The 21,285-nt window shown below is 31.2% G+C and carries 19 protein-coding genes; 15 read left to right on the plus strand and 4 right to left on the minus strand.

Going from position 1 to position 21,285, the window contains the following annotated elements:
- The 8 genes from CDOMF_RS02305 (at nucleotide 1) to CDOMF_RS02340 (ending at nucleotide 12,331) form a co-directional block, all read left to right on the plus strand.
- The gene (locus tag CDOMF_RS02305) at nucleotides 1–2,157 is read left to right on the plus strand and encodes a type I restriction-modification system subunit M (protein ID WP_260952273.1); all 2,157 of its coding nucleotides are present in this window, start codon (nucleotides 1–3) and stop codon (nucleotides 2,155–2,157) included.
- Nucleotides 2,157–3,452 (plus strand): restriction endonuclease subunit S, encoded by a 1,296-nt coding sequence (locus CDOMF_RS02310; RefSeq protein WP_260952274.1) that lies wholly within the window; start codon nucleotides 2,157–2,159, stop codon nucleotides 3,450–3,452. Before CDOMF_RS02305 ends, CDOMF_RS02310 begins: the two co-directional genes overlap by 1 nt.
- Nucleotides 3,442–6,471 carry a type I restriction endonuclease subunit R gene (locus CDOMF_RS02315; RefSeq protein ID WP_260952275.1) on the plus strand — a complete coding sequence of 1,010 codons (3,030 nt, stop codon included), beginning with the start codon at nucleotides 3,442–3,444 and terminating at the stop codon, nucleotides 6,469–6,471. The genes CDOMF_RS02310 and CDOMF_RS02315 overlap by 11 nt, the downstream gene beginning before the upstream one ends.
- Before the next feature lie 1,271 nt (nucleotides 6,472–7,742).
- Complete coding sequence (locus tag CDOMF_RS02320; RefSeq protein WP_260952276.1) at nucleotides 7,743–8,051, plus strand: MobC family plasmid mobilization relaxosome protein; 309 nt, start codon at nucleotides 7,743–7,745, stop codon at nucleotides 8,049–8,051.
- Nucleotides 8,052–8,067: 16 nt separating this feature from the next.
- A complete protein-coding gene (locus CDOMF_RS02325) occupies nucleotides 8,068–8,946 on the plus strand; it encodes a relaxase/mobilization nuclease domain-containing protein (RefSeq protein ID WP_260952277.1) in 879 nt (292 codons plus the stop codon).
- Nucleotides 8,912–9,604, plus strand: coding sequence for a hypothetical protein (locus CDOMF_RS02330; protein ID WP_260952278.1), 693 nt, complete (start codon nucleotides 8,912–8,914; stop codon nucleotides 9,602–9,604). Before CDOMF_RS02325 ends, CDOMF_RS02330 begins: the two co-directional genes overlap by 35 nt.
- Before the next feature lie 79 nt (nucleotides 9,605–9,683).
- Complete coding sequence (locus CDOMF_RS02335; RefSeq protein WP_260952279.1) at nucleotides 9,684–11,144, plus strand: DUF2779 domain-containing protein; 1,461 nt, start codon at nucleotides 9,684–9,686, stop codon at nucleotides 11,142–11,144.
- A 17-nt stretch (nucleotides 11,145–11,161) separates the two neighbouring features.
- Nucleotides 11,162–12,331 carry a PDDEXK-like family protein gene (locus tag CDOMF_RS02340; RefSeq protein WP_260952280.1) on the plus strand — a complete coding sequence of 390 codons (1,170 nt, stop codon included), beginning with the start codon at nucleotides 11,162–11,164 and terminating at the stop codon, nucleotides 12,329–12,331.
- A 406-nt stretch (nucleotides 12,332–12,737) separates the two neighbouring features.
- Here CDOMF_RS02340 and CDOMF_RS02345 read toward each other — a convergent pair whose 3' ends face one another.
- Complete coding sequence (locus CDOMF_RS02345) at nucleotides 12,738–12,938, minus strand: hypothetical protein (RefSeq protein ID WP_260952281.1); 201 nt, start codon at nucleotides 12,936–12,938, stop codon at nucleotides 12,738–12,740.
- 20 nt (nucleotides 12,939–12,958) lie between these two features.
- The gene (locus CDOMF_RS02350) at nucleotides 12,959–13,432 is read right to left on the minus strand and encodes a DUF1643 domain-containing protein (protein WP_260952282.1); all 474 of its coding nucleotides are present in this window, start codon (nucleotides 13,430–13,432) and stop codon (nucleotides 12,959–12,961) included.
- Nucleotides 13,433–13,529: 97 nt separating this feature from the next.
- Between CDOMF_RS02350 and CDOMF_RS02355 the strand changes: the two genes are divergently transcribed.
- From CDOMF_RS02355 to CDOMF_RS02375, 5 genes are all read left to right on the plus strand, one after another.
- Complete coding sequence (locus CDOMF_RS02355; RefSeq protein WP_260952283.1) at nucleotides 13,530–14,351, plus strand: SIR2 family NAD-dependent protein deacylase; 822 nt, start codon at nucleotides 13,530–13,532, stop codon at nucleotides 14,349–14,351.
- Nucleotides 14,345–15,322: a helix-turn-helix transcriptional regulator gene (locus tag CDOMF_RS02360; RefSeq protein ID WP_260952284.1), complete on the plus strand. Its 978-nt coding sequence runs from the start codon at nucleotides 14,345–14,347 to the stop codon at nucleotides 15,320–15,322. Before CDOMF_RS02355 ends, CDOMF_RS02360 begins: the two co-directional genes overlap by 7 nt.
- A 97-nt stretch (nucleotides 15,323–15,419) precedes the next feature.
- On the plus strand, nucleotides 15,420–16,007 hold the full coding sequence (locus CDOMF_RS02365; RefSeq protein WP_260952285.1) for a hypothetical protein: 588 nt from the start codon (nucleotides 15,420–15,422) through the stop codon (nucleotides 16,005–16,007).
- Between the two features lie 10 nt (nucleotides 16,008–16,017).
- Nucleotides 16,018–16,974 carry a hypothetical protein gene (locus CDOMF_RS02370; protein ID WP_260952286.1) on the plus strand — a complete coding sequence of 319 codons (957 nt, stop codon included), beginning with the start codon at nucleotides 16,018–16,020 and terminating at the stop codon, nucleotides 16,972–16,974.
- A gap of 103 nt (nucleotides 16,975–17,077) precedes the next feature.
- Nucleotides 17,078–17,464, plus strand: a complete 387-nt coding sequence (locus CDOMF_RS02375) for a type II toxin-antitoxin system death-on-curing family toxin (protein ID WP_260952287.1) — start codon at nucleotides 17,078–17,080, stop codon at nucleotides 17,462–17,464.
- A gap of 5 nt (nucleotides 17,465–17,469) precedes the next feature.
- Here the strand turns inward: CDOMF_RS02375 and CDOMF_RS02380 are convergent, their stop codons facing one another.
- A complete protein-coding gene (locus CDOMF_RS02380; RefSeq protein ID WP_260952288.1) occupies nucleotides 17,470–18,993 on the minus strand; it encodes a hypothetical protein in 1,524 nt (507 codons plus the stop codon).
- 138 nt (nucleotides 18,994–19,131) lie between these two features.
- On the opposite strand from CDOMF_RS02380, the gene CDOMF_RS02385 reads away from it, so the two are divergent.
- Nucleotides 19,132–20,127 carry a hypothetical protein gene (locus CDOMF_RS02385; RefSeq protein WP_260952289.1) on the plus strand — a complete coding sequence of 332 codons (996 nt, stop codon included), beginning with the start codon at nucleotides 19,132–19,134 and terminating at the stop codon, nucleotides 20,125–20,127.
- On the opposite strand, the gene CDOMF_RS02390 is transcribed toward CDOMF_RS02385, so the two are convergent.
- Nucleotides 20,072–20,869 (minus strand): agmatine deiminase family protein, encoded by a 798-nt coding sequence (locus tag CDOMF_RS02390; protein WP_260952290.1) that lies wholly within the window; start codon nucleotides 20,867–20,869, stop codon nucleotides 20,072–20,074. The genes CDOMF_RS02385 and CDOMF_RS02390 overlap by 56 nt on opposite strands.
- A 157-nt stretch (nucleotides 20,870–21,026) precedes the next feature.
- Between CDOMF_RS02390 and CDOMF_RS02395 the strand changes: the two genes are divergently transcribed.
- Nucleotides 21,027–21,269, plus strand: coding sequence for a hypothetical protein (locus CDOMF_RS02395; RefSeq protein WP_260952291.1), 243 nt, complete (start codon nucleotides 21,027–21,029; stop codon nucleotides 21,267–21,269).
- Nucleotides 21,270–21,285 lie beyond the last annotated feature (16 nt).

Genomic DNA, 21,285 nt, shown 5'->3' on the forward strand with positions numbered 1-21,285 from the left:
GTGACCAATTCAACAAATAAACCGCACTTAGAAGAAATCAACGAGTATTATATGGATGAAACTCATATTGATGTAACGAAAGAGGTGAATTTAGTACTTTCAATTGCCAATTCCTTAAGAGGAGCATTTGAGGCTGAAAAGTATAAAGATGTGATCATTCCTATGGTTATTATTAGACGTTTTGAATGTGCTTTGGAAGAAACGAAAGACAAAGTTATTTCGTTGTTTGAGCAAGATCCGAATAAGCCATCCCAATTTTATGAGAGAGTTTCAGGCTATCCATTTTATAATACCAGCAATTATACACTCAAAAGACTTTTAGATGATAGCGATAACATAGAATCCAACTTCAATAGTTATATAGATGGATTTTCTGAAAATGTAAAGAACATTCTTAACAACCTCGATACCAGGAATCAAATAAAGAAAATGAATAAAAACAATAGACTCTATAGTGTGGTTAAGAAGTTTTCTGAAATAGACTTTGATCCTAGACATATTGATAATCATAAAATGGGATATATTTTTGAGGATATTATCAGAAGGTATTCGGAAAATGTTGATGCCGGTGATCACTATACTCCAAGAGAGGTAATTCGTTTGCTTGTGGATGTTTTACTTGCAGAAGGATGTGATGATATATTAACTGGAGATGGTAAAGTTGCAACGGTTTTGGACGCTGCATGTGGGTCAGGCGGGATGCTTTCTACAACTCATGATTTCTTAAAGAGAAAAAATACAAATGTTGATGTGAGATTGTTTGGACAGGAGATCTTAGAAAGTTCACATGCTATTTGTGCTGCGGATATGCTGATAAAAGGGCAAGATATCCGAAATATCAAAGGTGGAGAAAAAGAAGCAAATACATTAAAAAAGGATTGCTTTGAGAATCAAAAAATGCGCTTTGTAATTATGAATCCTCCGTTTGGTACACCGTGGGGTGGGAAAGATGCTCCGGAAGGTCAAGAAAAAGCAGTAAAAGATGAGTACAATAAAGGATTTGAAGGAAGATTCGGTGCAGGTTTACCAGCTATAACGGATGCACAGCTTCTCTTTATGCAACATGCAGTCAATAAACTGGCGAATAATGGAAGAGCTGCTATCATTACAAATGGTTCACCATTGTTTTCAGGAGGCACAACGAGTGGAGAAAGTCAAATTCGAAGATGGCTTTTAGAAAATGATTATATTGAAGCGATTATCGCCTTACCAAATCAACTTTTTTATAATACTGATATTGGAATTTATGCATTTATACTATCTAAAAATAAAAGAGAAGATAGAAAAGGAAAGGTTCAACTTATTAATGCAGTTGAGATGTATAAACCACTAAGAAAATCATTGGGTAAAAAGAGACGTGAAATCGACTTTGGAAGCAGAAAAGAGATCACTAAAATGTATTCGGATTTTAAGGAAACGGATAAATCGAAAATTTTTCCTAATGAAGAGTTTTTATATAAAGAATATGTTGTATATCAACCGTTGCAGAGGGCGGGAAAACTAGACATTGAGACAATCGAAAAGTTAGCTAGCAGCGATTTGTTTACAAGCAACTCTAACATATTCAATCAAGCGGAATATGAAGAATTAAAAGAAATGAATCCAAGGGATAAGGAAGCGGAAAAGAAGTACCAAAAATACATCAAGGGTGAAAAGTATGTTGCGGAAACAATAGCTCTATTAAAAGCTAATGCTACAGAAGATGTATTTAAGGATTACGCTAAATTTGAAAAGAAGGTTAAATCACTCTTAAATGACATTAATGGACAATCACCAAGCAGAATCAGTAATATTTGCTTTGAATTATCGGAGATTGATAAAACTGCTGTTATCCAAAAAGACAGCCATGGTAATAGAAAAATTGATACTACCACGAAAGATTCTGAAATTGTAAAACTATCACAAGATGTGGACGAGTATTTTGAGAAAGAGGTACTTCCTCATGTGCCGGATGCAATCTACTATTACGATTTCGATGAAAATAAAAAGGTGTCAAACACAAATAAGGAAAAATTAGGGGCTGAAATACCGTTTACAAGATATTTTTATCAGTATCAAGCACCGGAAAGTTCTGAAAAATTGCTTAAAGAATTTATGAAACTTGAAGAAGAATTAGCAAATGACATTGCTAATCTGATGAAGAGCGAGGTGCAGTAATGCAAGGATATAAAGACAGTGGAATTGAATGGATTGGGAGTATTCCAGAGGAATGGAATATAGGTAGGATGAAGTATATTACGGATATTATTATGGGACAATCCCCAGAATCATTTCAAATAAGAGATGATGAAGGTAGATACCTTTTTATGCAAGGAAATTCTGAGTTTGGAGACAAATATCCTAAAGCTTATAAATACTGTGATAATCCGAAAAAGATTAGCAGGGCAAATGATATTCTGATGTCTGTGAGAGCTCCAGTTGGTGCATTAAATATATCAGATGTAGCTTATGGAATAGGAAGAGGGTTGTGTTCGATATCAGCGATTAATATTGATAAAAATTACTTCTGGTTTTTTTTGAATAAATCAAAAGATGATTTTCAGTTTTTTTCGAATGGATCAACTTTTGAAGCAATAACAATTGAAAGTTTAGCAAACTTTCCGATATTGATTCCTGGACGAGAACAGCAACAGATTGCTGATTTTTTAGATGAAGAGTGTGGGAAAATAGATAGAATCACGAAAAAAATAGAAAGGCAGATAGAAATCTTAAAAGAGTACAAGAAATCTCTTATTGCAGAAACAGTAACTAAGGGTTTGAATAAGAATGTTAAGATGAAAGATAGTGGTGTTGAGTGGATAGGTAAGATACCTATAGATTGGGAAATAAAGAAAATTAAGCATTTAGCAACGGAACCAAACACCTTGTTTATAGATGGAGATTGGATTGAGAGTAAAGATATATCCGAAAGCGGAATTAGGTATTTAACATCCGGAAATGTGGGCGAAGGAGAATTCAAACGACAAGGAGAAGGATATATTTCAGAAGAAACCTTTGAAAAGTTAAAGTGTTTATCGGTTTATCCTGGAGATTTAATGATTTCTAGATTGAATTTACCGATTGGTAGAACATGCATCGTTCCGGAGGATAATGCTATATATGTTGTTGCGGTTGATAATGTAATTCTGAGACCAAATAAGAACTGTAATAAGAAATATTTAATGTATGTTATGAACACAAACGGATATTCTAATGAAGCGGAAATTATTTCCAGAGGGACTACTATGAAGAGGATTAGTCGCACCTTGTTAGGAGAAATGAAAGTATGTACTCCCTCACTTGAGGAACAACAGCTAATCGCAGATTATCTGAACCAGAAATGTTCTGAAATAGATTTGATTTTATCGAAAAAGGCAAATCAGTTAGATATCATTAAAGAGCATAAAAAGAGCCTGATATATGAATATGTTACCGGTAAAAAGCGTGTTGGAGGTATAGAAAATGGCGATTAAGACAGGGGAGCTTCGTGAAAAGGAAGATTTTCAAAAGCTGATTCTTGAGTACCTGAAAGAAAACAATGGATATGTTGTAAGAGATGCTAAGTTCTTTGATGCCGGACTGGCAATGGATAAGGAGATTTTATTTTCTTTTTTAGAATCTACTCAAGAGAAGGAGCTTAATGAGCTCAGAAAGTTATATAAAGAAAGAACAGAAGAAACCATTATCAATTACCTAAATAATGAAATCAATAAAGATTATAGGAGTCTTGTTGATGTGCTCAAATATGGAATTGAATTTGATACCGGGATTCGATTAAATCTTATGTATCGCAAGCCTGCAACTTCTTTTAATAAAGAAGCTCTGGGAAATTATCAGAAGAATGTCTTCACTGTTATGGAGGAAGTTTATCATAAAAAGGATGAACGAATCGATTTGGTGATATTCTTAAATGGGTTGGCAATTGCTACATTTGAACTGAAGTGTAATACGAGTGGTCAGAATTACGAAGATGCAATTCGCCAATATAAATTTGAACGGGATTTTAAGACCAGACTGTTCAAGTTTAAATCCGGAGCTATTGTAAATTTCGCTATGGATTTGTTCGAAGTATATATGACTACAAAATTAAATGGTAGTTCGACTTTTTTCCTTCCGTTCAATAAAGGTTCGGGATATGGGATAGAATCTGGTAAGGGGAATTCTCATAATTCAAATGGATTAGATGTATCGTATATGTGGGAAGATATTTTGACCAAAGATACACTACTATATTTGATCGATAAGATTATCTATCTGAAAAAGGAAAAGAAAAAGGATGAGAAGACTGGGAAGAATAAAAAAACAGAGACTTTGATATTTCCAAGGTATCATCAATTTAATGCTGTTCGAAAATTGGTTGAAGATATAAAGGTTAATGAAACCTCAAGAAATTACTTGATTGAGCATTCTGCGGGAAGTGGGAAAACAAATACAATTGCTTGGCTTTCGCATAGGCTGTCTTCTTTGCATAATGATAAGAATGAGCCTATCTTCAATACGATTTGTGTTATTACAGATAGAATTGTTGTAGATAGACAACTTCAAGATGCAGTTATGAGTTTGGAACACAAAGAAGGGCTTATTAAAGTGATGGATGACAAATGTACCTCACAGGATTTAGCTATCGCACTTAACGGCAATACGAAGATTATTGTAACCACAATTCATAAATTTATGTATATCAAGAATGCTGTAGACAACCTTAAGGATAAAAACTTCGCTATTATTATCGATGAGGCACATTCTTCAACATCCGGAAGTGCAATGGAATCTGTATCTTATTCTTTGTCTTCTGCAGAAATGATTGGAATTGCAGCGGAAGAAATCGTTCCATATATGGCCGATTCGGAAGAAGTAACACTTCAAGATAAGATTGAACAAGAGATAAGTAGGAGCGGAAAGCCGAGTAATGTCTCTATGATAGCATTTACCGCAACGCCTAAATTTACAACACTTCAGCTATTTGGCACTATGAATCACGAGGGAAAAAAGGTGGCTTTTGATTTATACTCTATGAAGCAAGCAATAGAAGAAGGGTTTATTTTGGATGTCCTTAAAAATTATGTTACTTACAAGACTTACTTCAAGGTAAACAAGGCGGTGGAAAGCGATCCTGAGCTTGATACTACAGTTGCAAAAAGAAAAATTGTAAAATATATTGAACTTCATGATACGAATATTTCTCAAAAAGTTGAGATTATCATTGAGCATTTTAAGCATAATGTTATGGATGAGCTTGGGGGAAAAGCAAAGGCTATGGTGGTTACATCTTCCAGACAGGCTGCCGTAAAATATAAAAATGCGTTTGTAGAATATATTAATAAACATAATTACACAGGAATACAAGCTTTGGTTGCTTTCTCTGGTAAAGTCACTCTTGATGGAAAAGAGTATTCGGAACCTGTCATGAATAACATGCCTGAAAATAAACTGGTGGATGCTTTTGATACCGATCTTTATCAGGTTTTGCTTGTGGCGAATAAATATCAAACGGGATTTGATCAACCAAAATTGTGTGCAATGTATGTGGATAAGAAATTAAGAGGTGTCAATGCGGTACAGACATTATCAAGGCTGAATCGAATTTACCCTGGGTATGATAAGAAGACTTTTATCATCGATTTCAAAAATGAATATGAGGATATACAGAAATCTTTTGAGCCGTACTACACAGAAACTATCCTTGGAGAAACCATAACCCCTTCTGCTATTCGAGAGGTCGAGAAACAGTTATCTCAGTATCATTTTCTTGATTATGATGACATGGAAGAATTTAATCGATATCTGTATCAAGAGAAACGAAATTCTAAAGATAAAGCAAAAATGTGGTCACTCCTTGGGAAAAGTTTAGATATCATAAATAGGAATGATGATCTCACAAAACTTGAAATACGAAGTACCATAAAAAGATTTTTAAGGTTTTATGGGTTTTTGATTCAGGCAACAAGGTATGAAAATGTAGATCTGCATAAAAAATACAATTTTCTATCTTACCTTATCAAGGAAATAGAAATAGGAAAGATGGGGAATGATTTTGATATTGCTGATAAAATCTCAGTTTCGAATTTCAAACAAAAGAAGACAGGAACTCATGGCACTGAGATTGAATCTAAACCCGAAATAAAAGCTCCTAAACCGGTAGAAGTTAGTTTTGATGAGCAAATCAAAGAGAAGTTATCCAAAATTATTGATGAGATCAATGTGATATACAATAAAGAGTTTGATTTTGATGTCGCTACGAAGTCGGCACTTCAAGTCAGAGATCTTTTGTTAAAAGATACAAGACTGAAAGACAGCGCTAATAACAATAATATCAAGGACTTTAGATTTGCTTATTTTGACGCAGTACAAGATGCGTTGATGGAAGGATATGAGCAGAATATGGACTTATTCTCCGTGCTATTAAAAGATGATAGAATGAACAAAGCACTTATGGGTGTTTTTTTGGAAGATGTATATAATAATTTAAAATATATTAAACACTCATTATGATGAATTCAATAATAAGTATGAATTCTTCAAAAAATGCATAAAATTTTGTAAAAAATTTCTATAAGGAATAAGTTTTAATGAAAATATAGTTACAGTATTTTAATATTTTAAACAGACATAAGAACTATTTACGTTGCTTTTAATATTATATTTGTTTTTTACTATATAACTATATTTTGTGTTTGAAAAGTTAAATACAAAATATAATGATCATTTATATAGCACGAATTGTTATATTTTAGTAAAATTGTATTGAAAATTAATTGATAGCTTTTAAAGATAGAGCTGTTAATTTAAGTATTTTATAAAACATAAAAAATCTATCATTTTTTTCATATTATTTAAATCCCTAAACTTAGGGATTTAACCTATTTTTGTAATTTTACCTTTTGAAAACCGATTGAAAAATTTGTGAAATTTAACAAAAACTTTTCCGATTTGTTCCATTTTATTGCTTTATTTATGTCAAGTTATTCTAAAATATTCCAAATAAAAGTGTGTCGCTAGTGTGTCGATGACCGTTTTTCAATATAGCAAATATTGTAAATATCGGTATTCTTACATAGCCTGTTCTCTTCCAGCATCCGGAGCCATTTCTTTATAAAAATACCTTTATAACTCCGATTTTACCGATATTTTTGAAACTTTAAGATTTCTTGGTTTTTGCATTTTTCCCCTTTATTTCCCCTCTGTTTGTTTTTATATTGCATATTTTTCTGGATTATTTTAAGCTGTTTTGAGGTGTATTGTTTTGGAATTCTAAATATTTTAACCAGTAAATATTGTATACATTAATATGTAAACTATTCATGTATACATATTATCTTATATAGTTTTTAAAATATTGATAAATTATAGCTTTATTTTATTTGTAAAAATATTTTTTATTCTAAAATACTCTAATTTGCTTTAAATTACTACATTCTATTATCTTTTTTATAAAGTCTTACATTTTTTGTTGAAGAATGACCCTAACGACTATAATTAATATTGAATAGATAAAAAATTAAAGGAATTTAAATGGAATCAATAGATTTTTTTGAAAAAACTATTCAGAGTCTTGAACGTCAATTTCCAGGTTAGCAGTCTCTAAATCGTCAAGAGACTGCTAAGGCTCTTGGTATAGGCGTATCTACTCTTGATTTACGCATTAAAGAAGGTAGAAATTTGCCTGAGTATATAAAAATAGGAGATGCGAAGAATTCAAGAATAGTATTTACTCTCGTATCTATTGCGCAGTTTCTAACCGAATCAAGACAAAAGGTCTTACAATGAAAGTTAAAAACAACCGCACCAACAGAATAACTATTCGCCTTAATGATTCTGAGATCAACGACCTAGAGCTAAAGGCAGGTCTTTCAGGTATTGGTATATCCGCCTACATTAGACATATTATCCTTCACTCCAAGCCCCCTATTCATAAATTTGATAGAACTATGATTAACCAACTTTCGAGATTAGGGAACAATTTAAATCAAATCGCAAAGCATGTAAATATAAGTAAAACTATAGATAGAATGGTTTTAAAGCAGATGCTTGATGTTAAAAAAAAATTAGACAACTTAATCGATAAAAAATAGATTTAAGAAATAAAACATGCTAGTTAAATTCTTTGCTAATAAACAAGGCGGAAGTATATCCGGAATCAACTATCTTTTAAACTATAGAGTAAAAGATAAAACAGCTTATGTTATAAAAGGAGATGAGACAATAACAAGACAGATAGTTAAAAGCATAACTAAAAAGCAAAAGCTTTGTATGGGCTGTCTATCATTTGAAGAAAAAGATATTGACTTAAAGACTAAACAAAGAGTAATAGATGAATTTGAAACTCTTCTATTTGGAGATTATAAGCATAGATACAATATATTATGGGTAGAACATACCGATAAACAAAGGCTTGAACTAAATTTCGCTATTCCAAAGATAGACTTAATAACAGGACTAGCTTTTAATCCCTATTATGACAGAGTAGACAGATATCTCGTAGACTCTTGGCAAAACTACACCAATCTAAGATTTAACCTTTCCGATCCAAAGGATCCTGCTAAAGCTCATGTGCTTCAAGGCTCAAGAAAAGAACTTAATACAGTTAAAGACTATAAAGAGCTTGAGAAGATACTAGTAGATAAATTAGTCAATAATGAATTTATTTGTAGAGATGACATACTAAGAGCTCTTAAAGATAGCAATATAGAAGCAACAAGAGTAGGAAAAGAGTATATAAGCATAAAACTACCAAACAGTAAAAAAGCTAAAAGATTTAAAGGAGATATGTTTCATGAAAACTTTACAGACACTACAAGCTTGGAGCAACTCAGAGAAAAGACACAAAGAAGAGCAAAAGAGTTTAAAGATAGAACAGATGAATCAGATATTAAACACCAAAGAGAATCAAATCAAGGCACTACAAGAAGATCTTATCTCTTTACAGATGAATTTGGATCAAATAGCCAAAGAGAACTTAGAATTTAAACAAAGCCTGTCAACAAGAGATAAAGAGCTTAACAGACTCAAGGCAAACTTTGATAGACAAACACAAAAAAGAAACAACTGGCTTAAAGAACAATCTTCAAGAGAGTCAAGACATAAATTTTATATTAAAACTATCAGTAGTAGCACTTCTGATATTGTTAATAATGTCAGCGATTGTAATTTGGAAGATAAAATCGAACAATTCAATACTAATAGATCAAAACAAACAGATGAAAACTTATATAAAACAAAATATAACTGGCAACCAGTAATAGATAACAAAACCAAAATCTTTACTACAAGGATGTATTATGACACTACTAGAGCAAGAGTTTTTAAAAGAATTAGAGATAAAAGAGAAGCAAGAGGAAGAGAGAATAGAATTATTAAACGAACTACTCAAAGAATTCAAGAATTTGGACGAGAAGCTAACAGACTTAAAGGAAGCATTCAGAGAACAAACTCTAATACAACAAGAATTTCAAAATTTATTAGTGGATTTAGAAGAAAGATTGATATCCTTAGAGAGCTGTCATGTGACATTATCTCAAGAGTTGGTTGGATTAAAAGAGAAGTTGGGAATTTATTAAGCCTAAAACCAAAGAAATCTCAAGACATATCCAAAGGAAGAGATATAAGTGATATTGGGTTTGGGTAGAATAAATACACCATAAAATAAATAGACACCTTCATGTCCATTCAACCTGTTATAATTATAAAAAACAAAAAGGACCAAAATGCTATCTAAATCACAATACACAAGAGGGTTGCAGTGTCCAAAGTCTTTATGGCTTTATAAATTTAGACGTGACCTTGAAAATAAATATATCGAAAATACAAAATTTGAGATAGGCAATGAAGTAGGAAAGCTTGCACAAGATTATTTTAAAGGTGGAACTCTAATAGAGTTTAATCCGAGTAACTTTGAAGGTATGGCAGAAAGGACAAGAGAGCTTATAGCTAATGGAGTAAAAATCATTTATGAGGCTACATTTATATCAAATGGTGTATTTGCTATGGCTGACATCTTGGTAAAAAACGGCAATGAGTATGAAATTTACGAAGTTAAATCAAGCACTAGTGTAAAAGATTATCATATAGATGATATTAGCGTGCAGTGGTATTGCATAAGCTCTGTTTTACCACTTAAGAAAGCCTATGTCATGCATATAGATAACTCTTATGAAAGAGTTGGAAAGATAAATTTAAATGAGCTATTTCATATAGAAGATATAACAGATATAGTTATCGCCAAACAAGATGAAGTTAGAGATAACCTAACAAATTTAAACAATATGCTAAGCCTAGATGAGCCTGATATAAAGATAGGAACACAATGCTATAATCCATTTGAGTGTAGTTTCTCACAGCACTGCTTTAAAGATGTACCTGAAATTTCTATATTAAATCTATACCGCATCAATCAATCTAAAGCATATGATATGTATCATAACGGCATTGTAAGCTATGAAGATATTTTAAAAAGTGATATAAGCTTAACAGAAACTCAAAGACTTCAGGTAAGCACAAATGATAATAGTCCATATATAGATAAAAGCATAATAGATGAGTTTATCTCTAATGTAAAATATCCTATAAACTTCTTAGACTTCGAGACATTTCAAGATGCTATTCCAAGATTTGACCACCAAAGACCATACGCTCAGGTAACCTTTCAATACTCGCTTCATATCCTTCATGAAGACGGCAGATTAGAGCACTTTGAATTTTTAGGTGATGGGATAAATGATCCAAGGCAAAGTCTAGCCAAAGACATGCTTAAAAAAATAACCAAGCAAGGATCGATAATGGCTTATAATATGAGCTTTGAGAAAAGTAGAATAAAAGAGCTTGCAGAGCTTTTGCCTGAACTCAAAGATGAATTATTAGCCCTTAATGAAAGATTTATAGATCTACTGATCCCGTTTCGTTCTCTTGGATACTATGATAAAAACTTCCATGGTAGCTTTTCTATAAAGTCTGTACTGCCTGCTTTATTTCCAAATAATAAAGAGCTTAGTTATAAAGAGCTTGATATACAAAACGGAGGAGATGCAAGTAGCGAGTATGCAAATCTAATCTATCAAACAGATATAAAAGAGATAGAGAGAGTAAGGCAAAATCTGCTTAAATACTGTCATCTTGATACGCTTGCTATGGTTGAGATATTTAAGAGGTTAAGGTATATAATTAACTAAATTAAAAAGGAGGAAAAATGCAGGAGTTCTTAGATGAATTTAGCAAAGCTTTAAATAATTATAAAAATTATATTAAATTGCGTAAAAAACGTGGTTTGCACGATTATAATATTTTTACTGCTTTATTAAAAGAAAATGATGAAGTCAGGCTTCATTCGCGGTTTTTATATTCATTACTTAACACAGAAGGCAGACATTGTCAAGATGATTTATTTTTACAACTATTTTTAAAAAATATTGGTGAGCAGGACTGGATAAATACAAAGGAAGCAAAAGTATTCAAAGAATACCAAAATATAGATATTTATATCACAAATGGAGCAAAGCATATCATCTTAGAAAATAAAATATATGCTAATGATCAAAAGGAGCAAATTGGTCGATATATTGACCTTTTACGTGAACAGCACAAATATGATAGCAATAAACAAGAAAAGCAAGAGCCTGAGATTTTAGTCGTTTTTTTAAGTCCATTTGGACGTAGTGTTAGCGAATATAGTCTTGGCAAATATGAGCTTAAAAATGGAGAACTTACATGTCGAAACTTTAGTGTGCGATACAAAGAAATTTCGTATCAGTCTGATATTTTAAGATGGCTTAATGAATGCGAAAAAGAAGTTGAAAATTTGACCGATTTAGCAGTGTTTATTAAGCATTATAGGCAGGTTATTTTAAGCATTACAAATCAAAAACAAGGAGAAAAAATGGATGAACTAGCAAAAATTATGGCTCAAAATTACAATATAATTATAGATACGATGTCGCAAGCTAGGAAAATAGTTATTGATGATTTTGTAAAAAAGCTAAAAGATAGTCTAAAAATTCCAGATTGGTCAATAGAAACTTATGAGGCACAAACAGACAGTGGCGATGAATTGTTGCTAAAAGCTTTCAAGAAAGAAAGTTGTTTTTATTTTGCTTTAAAAATCTACAAAGACAATAATGGCTTAAATTTAAAAAGAGCTTATTTTAGCTTACGAACAGATGATGGGAATATAAATTGTAAAAATCTTGTTTCTGAAAAAAGTGATATTGACACCTTTGTTTGGGAGTATAAATACGGCAATGATTTTGCAGAATATATTAAAACACTAGAAAATGACTGTGTAGTCCAAGTCGCAAACGACATCATAGAATTTATAAAATCATACGAAGAAAAGATTGTGAAAAAAGTATTACAAAATTAAATAAAGGCGAGAAATTCGCCTTTTATTACACCAAAATAAATCCTTAAGTTCATAATTTTTTAGCAAAAAATCCTTCATTTTTAACCTATAGTTTTTTAATGTAACAAGATCGTACTTTAGTTTATTAGTAAAAATTGTAATATCTTCTAAAGTTTCAAATTTTATTACTTTTTCATCAAACTTTAGTCTATTTTTTACAAATTTTATTTGTCTTACAATTAGGCATTGTCGCTTTTTATCTACTTGAAAAATTCGTTTTTTAAGATATGAGTCATCGTAAATCAGGTACACTCCAGAATCTATTGCAATAAATTTGTAGTCGATCTCAACTAGTGATAAATTTCTAGCCAAATCAAGTACAAAAATCTCACACAATCCAATATCATCTTTGAGGCCGGACAAAAATCTATTTATTTGGCTGATCTGGATTTAATTCCGGCAGAAATTTTTCATTAAAAAACACAAGTGTTTGTAACTGATCTATAAGATCAAAAATAGACTTAGTGCTACAATACAGCTCTTTTAAGCCATAATTAAAATCCTCTTGTTCGCTTTTGATAGTTGAGTCATATACATAAGAAACCAAATTTACAATATGTTCTAGCATATTTAACTACTAAAAAATAATTAAAATTTTATAGGCTCAGGGTTGCCACCAAGACCGCGAGTATGTGACGGCTCTCCACTTTTATTTAGTTTTAGGCAATACTTATTTTTTAGCATTTTATATACTTGAGCGCCCCTTTCATTGAATCTTCCGTTGTCTCCCCGCATGCAAATAACTTTATCAACTTTGTCGCTATATTCTATGATAAATTGATCGTTTTCATTGCCGATTGGGTCATCTGCTGTGTATATTATTGTAGGACACATTGAAACCATTGCGAACAAATTTAGCATATAAAAACCACCATAACCCCAAAATTTAGCTAGGTTAGTGCATCTTGATATAGTTTTATCGGTAGTATTTTCATTAGCAATTGATGGATTTAACCCAACAAAAGCAACCATAGGCTTGCTTTCATCCCAAATTCTAGTTAAAACATATCTGTATTTGCGATCTTTTGAAAATATTGCATCTTGTTTAATTTGATTGTCCATTGCATCTCATTTAAAATAAATTTAAAAAATTATACTACAAAACAAAGTCACTTTTTTGTCCACCTTTTATGCTAAACTTCTCATTAAAGGATCTCAAATGCAACCATCAATCAACACAGCTAAAAACATAATAAACGAAGCAAATGCCATCATAATAACAGCAGGAGCTGGAATGAGTGTAGATAGCGGACTACCTGACTTTCGTGGAGATCAAGGATTTTGGAGGGCATATCCGCCTTTAAAAGATAAGAATCTAAGCTTTACAGATATGGCAAATCCTCAATGGTTCTTTTCTAATCCAAAGCTTGCCTGGGCATTTTATGGACATAGACTAAAATTATATAATGCCACTACCCCTCATGAGGGATTTTATCTGCTTAGAGAGCTTTGTAAAGAAAAAGATGATAACTACTTCATATATACTTCAAATGTAGACGGACACTTTGCTAAAGCCGGGTTTGATAAGGATAAAATTTACGAGTGTCATGGAAGCATACACTACACTCAGTGTATATATAAAGACGATGGAGCTATCTGGGCAGTAGATGAGAGTGAAATAGAGGTAGATGAAGATAAATTTGAAGCTACCAAGATGCCTACATGTAAAGAGTGTGGATGTGTAACGCGTCCAAATATTCTTATGTTTTATGATGGAGTATTTAATTGGAATAGAACTAAAGCTCAGTATCATAGATATGATGCTTGGTTAAGTAAGAATATGAACTCTAAAATTGCTATCATTGAGATAGGAGCAGGGCTAGCCGTTCCAACTATAAGAGCTTACGGAGAAAGAATGGCAAAGAGATTTAATAAGGCAAATCTAATACGTATAAACCCAACTGATACCAAGATAAGTCCATATTACGGGATAAGTATAAAGATGGGCGGATTAGAAGCCCTAAAAGCAATCTTATGCTAGATAAGACAGATAAAAGTCCTCTATCTGGTATAATAGCAGATAGAGGAGAAGAGATGAAAAAGATAGTTCCTGATAGCAACACAAGTAAATACGAACGTATAAACATAATAGCCCAGCTTATAAGAAATAAACCTCACTCCATATCACAGCTCTCAGAAAAGCTAGGAGTATCTACTAAAACCATACAAAGGGATCTATATGATGTATTAACAGATTATGGAGCGGTAAGAAGAGGTAGAATGTGGAGCATGGATGATAAAGACGCCAAAGATAACCTAACTCAAGAAGAGCGTATAGTATTAAACGTACTTGATAATATCTCAAAGAGTATGGGTGCAAATTTTTATAGCAAAGCTCATATATTATTAGATCAGATTACACAGCAGCTAAATCACCCAATACTTACAAATATAAATAACGAGAAGCTAAATGAAGATGACTTTATAAATTTTGAACTGATTGAAAAGTCTATAAAACAAAAACAAGAGATAGCTTGTAAATATAACGACTATGAGTTTAAAGTAAAGCCGCTAAAGCTAGCTATGTTTGATGGTTTTTGGTATCTATTGCTGCTTGATAGCAATAAAAAGGATACTTTTAAGAAATTTCATCTAAGAAGCATAAGTGATATAAAGATTCTTGATGATAGATTTGAGATAAGTAGTGAAATAGAAAACAGAATACAAAACGCAAATTCAGCATGGTTTGATCTGGTAAAGCCAAAGAAAGCAAGACTGCTTCTTGCTCCACAGATTACAAAATACTTCGAAAGAAAACCATATGCAAAACAAAGCATAACAGGCAAGGATAACGATGGATCTGTAGAAGTAGAGATAGAGTATACAAACATAATGGAGATAAAGCCGCTGATTTATTACTATATACCTTTTATCAAAGTTCTTGGACCAAAGGAGCTGGCTGACACTATAAAAGATGAGATTGGGGAGTATTTTAATGAAATAGACATATAAGGACAACCGAGACACAAAATGTCCTAAAGTCCTGCTAAAATTTCAAAAGATCACAAAAAATGTATCGGTGATCTAAAAAATAAAAAAAGGATAATAAATGATCTTTAATCAACTACAAGAGCTAGTATCTAAATCAGATATGAAAAAGCTTAGCAGAGAACTAGGGTACGCAAGAGAGAAAAACTTCTCAAGAGCTCTTTATAATCTAAGTAATGCAAATTCATTAGATGAGTTTTTAGAACACGGACACTTTGACTGGTGCCATAGCTCAAAGACTCTAATTACTTCAATTGCAAATCATTTTAATATAGACATAGCAGATGAGCTTAATACCTCAAATGTTTTAAATGATGAAAAAAGAAGATACAAAGATTCCTATATCTATATAGAGACAAATTTTAAAAGACAAAACGAGCCTATATTTATGCTGGCTATGACTCAAGGGGTAAGATATATAAGCTTAAAGCCTATACTTCATGAGCTTTATTTTAAAAACATCGACATAAAGCTAAAAATAATATCTGAGTTTATAAAAGGTCATTATAAAACTACCAAAACACTTCCGCTTTATGGAGATATAACAGGCTATAAGCTATATCTTTTAAATAACACTTACAGCTTCGATACGGATGCAAACCTTGCGGATAAAGAAATTTCTGAGCAGGTAGCTTATATTAAGATATAAGGAGATAAAAATGCGTGAATTCTCAAAACAAGAAAGAGCTAGGCTTATGGATATAAACAATAGGCTTCATGGATTAGAAAAGAGAATTTTGGATGTAGCTATAAAAACTGATAGCTATTTAGCACCGCTTAAAGATAGAGATGAGATATATGATTATGATATTGACCTAAAAACCTTTTATAAGGATATAGCCGATAGTGACAAGGTGGTTGTCTCATACAATGAGTGCTTTAGAGGCATATCGCAAGATATGCTTAAAGAGGATAGCTCAAGTAGTTATTTTTACATCAAAAACCAAAACGAATTTCAGCACTGGGATGATCATCCCATGAGAAATGAGTGGCACTGCTGGTTTTATCACTGCCTTTATGATCATACTAATCTTTACTTTGAGGATATATTAGATATTGGAAATATAGATTCAGTATTACAAACAAGTATAGATTATAGTTGCAGGACTCTTGAACTTAAGAGATTTGATAGCAGGATGGATTTTTGGTTAACAGATTGCAGTGATGAAGAAAAAGCTGAGATGATGAAGATAAACTCAACCTTGCAAGATATTCAAGAAACTCTAATAAGCAAGGCTATTTTTCATGAGAATGAATTAAAGCAGAAGTTAGAAGATGACATAATAAAGGGATTTGATATGAATTACGAGGTTACTTTTTATCTGAATGAAAAAGATCCTTTGTATAAAGACGATCAAGACAATATAGTAGCCATCATAAGTGAACCGATTAATATGAGCGAAGAGATAAAACTATCAACTTTTCAAAACAGATGGAAAAGAAACTGCAATGAATATCTTGGTCTAAGTGCATTTGAAAATCTTAACAAAGACTATCACTGCTATCTCTTTCATGCTCTTTGCAACCATACTAGCTTACTTGGAGATATAAGCCAGATGTCTGGCATAGGTAAAATAATCTTAGCTATAAAATTTAACGAATACTTTAAAGCTTAAAAGGATAAATAGTGAAAACAAAAGAACAAATCATAAAAAAGCTAAAAGAGGTAATTATAAAAAATCCTACTGTTAGATCAGTATTTATCAAGCTAAAAGACAAATGAGATACTTTGATATAAATGAAGCCATAGAGCTTCATGATATCATAATGAGCGAAATAGGTGGCAAGCGTGGATTTAACGAGAGTCAAATTTCGCTTCTTGACTCTGTGATCTCCTCTATACAAAATGATGATTACTATCCAAGTTTTATAGATAAGCTAACACACCTTATATTCTCTTGTGTTAAATTTCATCCATTCCTAGATGGCAATAAAAGAAGTGCCATATTTCTAGCAATATTTTTTATGGAACTAAACGACAAGGCTGATATATATGAGGAGTTTGCAGCTCTAATGGAAGATGTGGTAGTGGAAGTGGCTGCCGGGAATATAAACAAAGATGAACTTAGGCTAATAATAGGTGAGTTTATAAAGCCCTTAAAATAAGGGCTTTAAGTTATTTTATAAATTTTAGAAATTTCATCAAAAATCAAAACCTTACTTTTTAATACGCTCATATTTTTATCGAACACTTTTAGATTATATTTCTTTGCCACTGGTTTTTTATCGTTATTTTCTATATTGTATTCGTAAAATAATTCATTTAAATAACTTATAGTATCAATATATTTGTCAGAACCATGTTCAGGATAACCAAAAGTGCGTGTGATTGAAAAATTTTTATTGATATTTTCAAAAATTTCTTCTATATAATCTCTTAGTTCGCCTTCTTTTCCATAAATATTCATAATGTATTTTGCTACAGCTTTGGGTATATAGTATAACTCATAAATTATATCATTAAAACTTTCTTTTAATGGCGAGCTGTAAATACCTATATATAAATCATCTAAAACAAAATTATTTTCGTCAATATGTATATTAAATACATGTTTTATGTTTTTTGATTGCTTTTCTTTGGAATAATACAATTTATCATCTTCATTATTGATATCTAAGCTATCAATAGTAAGTTTAAAAGTTAATTTTGCCCAGTCTTTAATTTCTTTATCGTTTATGAAAACGTTTGCACTGTGTAAATAAACTTCGGATATATCGTAGTCTAATGACTTTAAAAAATTTTTACACTCTTTTTCATTTATGCTGTTTTTTAACGCATCCATCTTCTTCTTGTCGGTGTATCCAAACTCAAAATATTCTATCCCATAACCATTTACGGATATTGTAATTCCTTGCGTATATGATTTTTTTGTTTCGTAATATACCAATAAACACACAATAACACAGAAAAGATATTGTGCATTTATGGATTTTTTTGTTTTTACGCATATTTTTTTAATTTCATTTTTTTCTAACTCTTCTATAAAAAATCTTCTTCTTCTATCTCTTTGTAATATATGATATTGATTTATACTGCAAAATACTTCATCTATAAAATTTACAACATCAGTATATATCTCATTTGCGTGCAGCTCTAATTTATTTTTTATTGAACGCAAACTTTCTTTTCTGATATAATAAACTTTTTTTAATGCGCATATCCCACTAAAATAAGAATCCAATCTCATATTTGATACAACTATGTTTTTTATGTCAAAATCCTCTTCTTCATCAAGTTCTATCTTATAAAAAGTTTCACTACTGCCTATATCATCTGCTTTTACAATGAAAGTTCCGGCATTACTATTTTTTGAAAATTTGTTTGGTAAAAATAAATCACAACAAAAATTATTCAATTCAGAACCGGAATAATACTGAGTGCTTTTTAATATGTCGTTTTCATAAATATCAACAAAAACATCATAAGTGTAAATGCCTGTTTTGCCTCGTATATCTTTTGTTAGGTATATATTGTTTAATACTGGTAAAAGTAGTGTATTCTCTGGTATAAAATTTGATTCTTTCGCTAAACTATTATTATCTTTTATTGCATTAAACTCATCAGTACTCATCTCTTTAAAAGATAATTCATACGATCTCATGGTTTTTATACAAATTTGCGCATATTTTTTCATAAAATATCCTTTGGTTTTTTGATATATTATAATTGCTAGAACGAGACATTTTATGTCTATATTTTTTAATACAATCACATATAAAATAGATTTGTGATAAAATGATTTCGCAAAAATATTTATACAAAAGGAGAGAAAATGGAATATGATTGGAAAGAAATTTCACTTGCAACAAAGGCCCAAATTTTACTTAAATGCATGGATTTGGATTTTTCTAGAGATGGGTATCAGCTTGTTAATATTTATGATAAAAAAAATAAAGTAAGTCCAGATTGGTTTTATGATGAAGAAAATAAAATTTTAGTTAAAAGTGCTGAAAAAACCAAGCAAGGTAAATACAATTTTAGCTTCACAAGCGAAAAAAATCAACAAATTGAAGGTATTATCCAAAAAGTAGATAAAATCATTCTGGGATGTATAGACGTACAGGAAGATATTATTTACAGAATAGAGATAGACGATTTAAGCAAGATTCTGCAAGAGCTTGAAACTAGCAAGAGAAATGGCAAGGCATATACATTAACAATAGATAACCCAAAAACAGAAAAAGATAAAAAAATATTAGAAATAAATATAAAAGAAAAGTATTTTGAGAGTTGGAAAATACTTTCTCGAGCTGAAAAAATGACTACAAATAAAAGAGTTGCTGAATTTGGAGGGATGAGTATATTTTATAACTGGTATAAGAAAATAGGAAATGAAGATGCAAGTTGCATGAGTAAAAAGAAATGCTGCTATTGTGGTGTCAAAGAAAAAGATCTTGAAAAATACTTTAATGAAAACAACTCGCAGTATAATGAATCCAAACGACACAGGGGCAAGAAGCTAGAGGTAGAACGTATTGTTAGTATTGGAGATAAAAACAAATACTCTCATGAAAATTGTAACCTAGCTTGCTATATCTGCAACAACGCAAAAAGTGATTTTATATCTGCAAAAGATTTTAAGCCTATCGCAAGAGGAATAAATGAATTTTGGAATAATTGTTTTAAGAAAAATAAATTTGATGCCAAAGCAGAATTTCATGAAAACTCAACCATTTGGACAATAGATTTTGACACACCGATGCAGTGGAAAATTAAATCTCCGACTCCTCTGCTGTCACACAGTGTAAAGCCCCGCCGAGTTTTATAATCTCACTAAAATTTATAGGCTCTATTAGGCAGTCTTTGTAAATTTCTTCAAGCTGTCTTAGAGCCAAACCGTCCTCATCTATACCGTAAATAGGAACTATTAAAATATTCTTAATTTTAATAAAATTTAAGTATGCACCCCAGTCTCTATCTTTAGTAAAAAAATTATCACTGTATTTCATCGACTTGATATTTAGCTTATGGGATTTAAGGGTCTTTAAAATTTTATCGTTGAAAGTCCTGCTCTCATTTGAAAAATCATTTATAAGTACGCTATTTTCATCTATCCATCTTACCATGCTGTCACTATGTCCATACATGTCATAAGGCTGTTTTGGTATAATTATAAGCTCATTAAGACCACATTTTTGCTTTATGATTTTGATGATTTCGTCTTTTGACTTTAACGGATTTTCTTTGAAAATTTTATCAGTCATGATGGCTTTGTTTTTATATCTTACAAAATTGCCACCATCCATCACTAAGTCTATATGATTATCAGTATAAGGAATTTTTGTTCTTATGTTTTTATACTTATCATCTTTTAAGTAGTCAGGATCATAAACGTAAGAGACAAGGCTTGCATTTTCAAGCATTAATGGCATAAAATCTCTCATCCAAATATCTTTTGTTTTTAAAATTCGATAATTTATTTTGTATTTATAGAGAATTGAGCATAAAGCATTTGCGATTCGCGGATGATTTTCAAACAAAAGGTTTGATAAAAGGATTTTATGACTCATATTAATTCCTGTGCTGATACTAAGTAAAAAAGATACTTATGCAATATTACTCTTAAAACAAGACATAAGATGTCTTAAAAGCATTGTTAGAATTTCCAATATCATAAATTTAGCTACTGCTAGTAGATAAAATAAGTTTAAAGAATGAGGAGCAAGTATGCTAAACAATATACTAATAATCTCAAAAGAAGTCTATAGATGGTCTTTGGATGAAAAATCAAAACCTAACGGAGTGATGATTTATGATAACTATAGAGCCTTGCATAATCTTTGCAAATCGATAGAAATAGCAGCTAATCACTATCTGGACTTAGAATTTGATAATCCAATACTAACAGAAACAAAGAGCTTTAAAACGCCGATTGATAAAAAATTCGGCCTTGTCCAAAAAACTGTGTAAATGCTTTCTTTTAATT

It is taken from the genome of Campylobacter sp. RM16187, from assembly GCF_025319965.1.
In the GTDB taxonomy this organism is placed as follows: Bacteria; Campylobacterota; Campylobacteria; order Campylobacterales; family Campylobacteraceae; genus Campylobacter_A.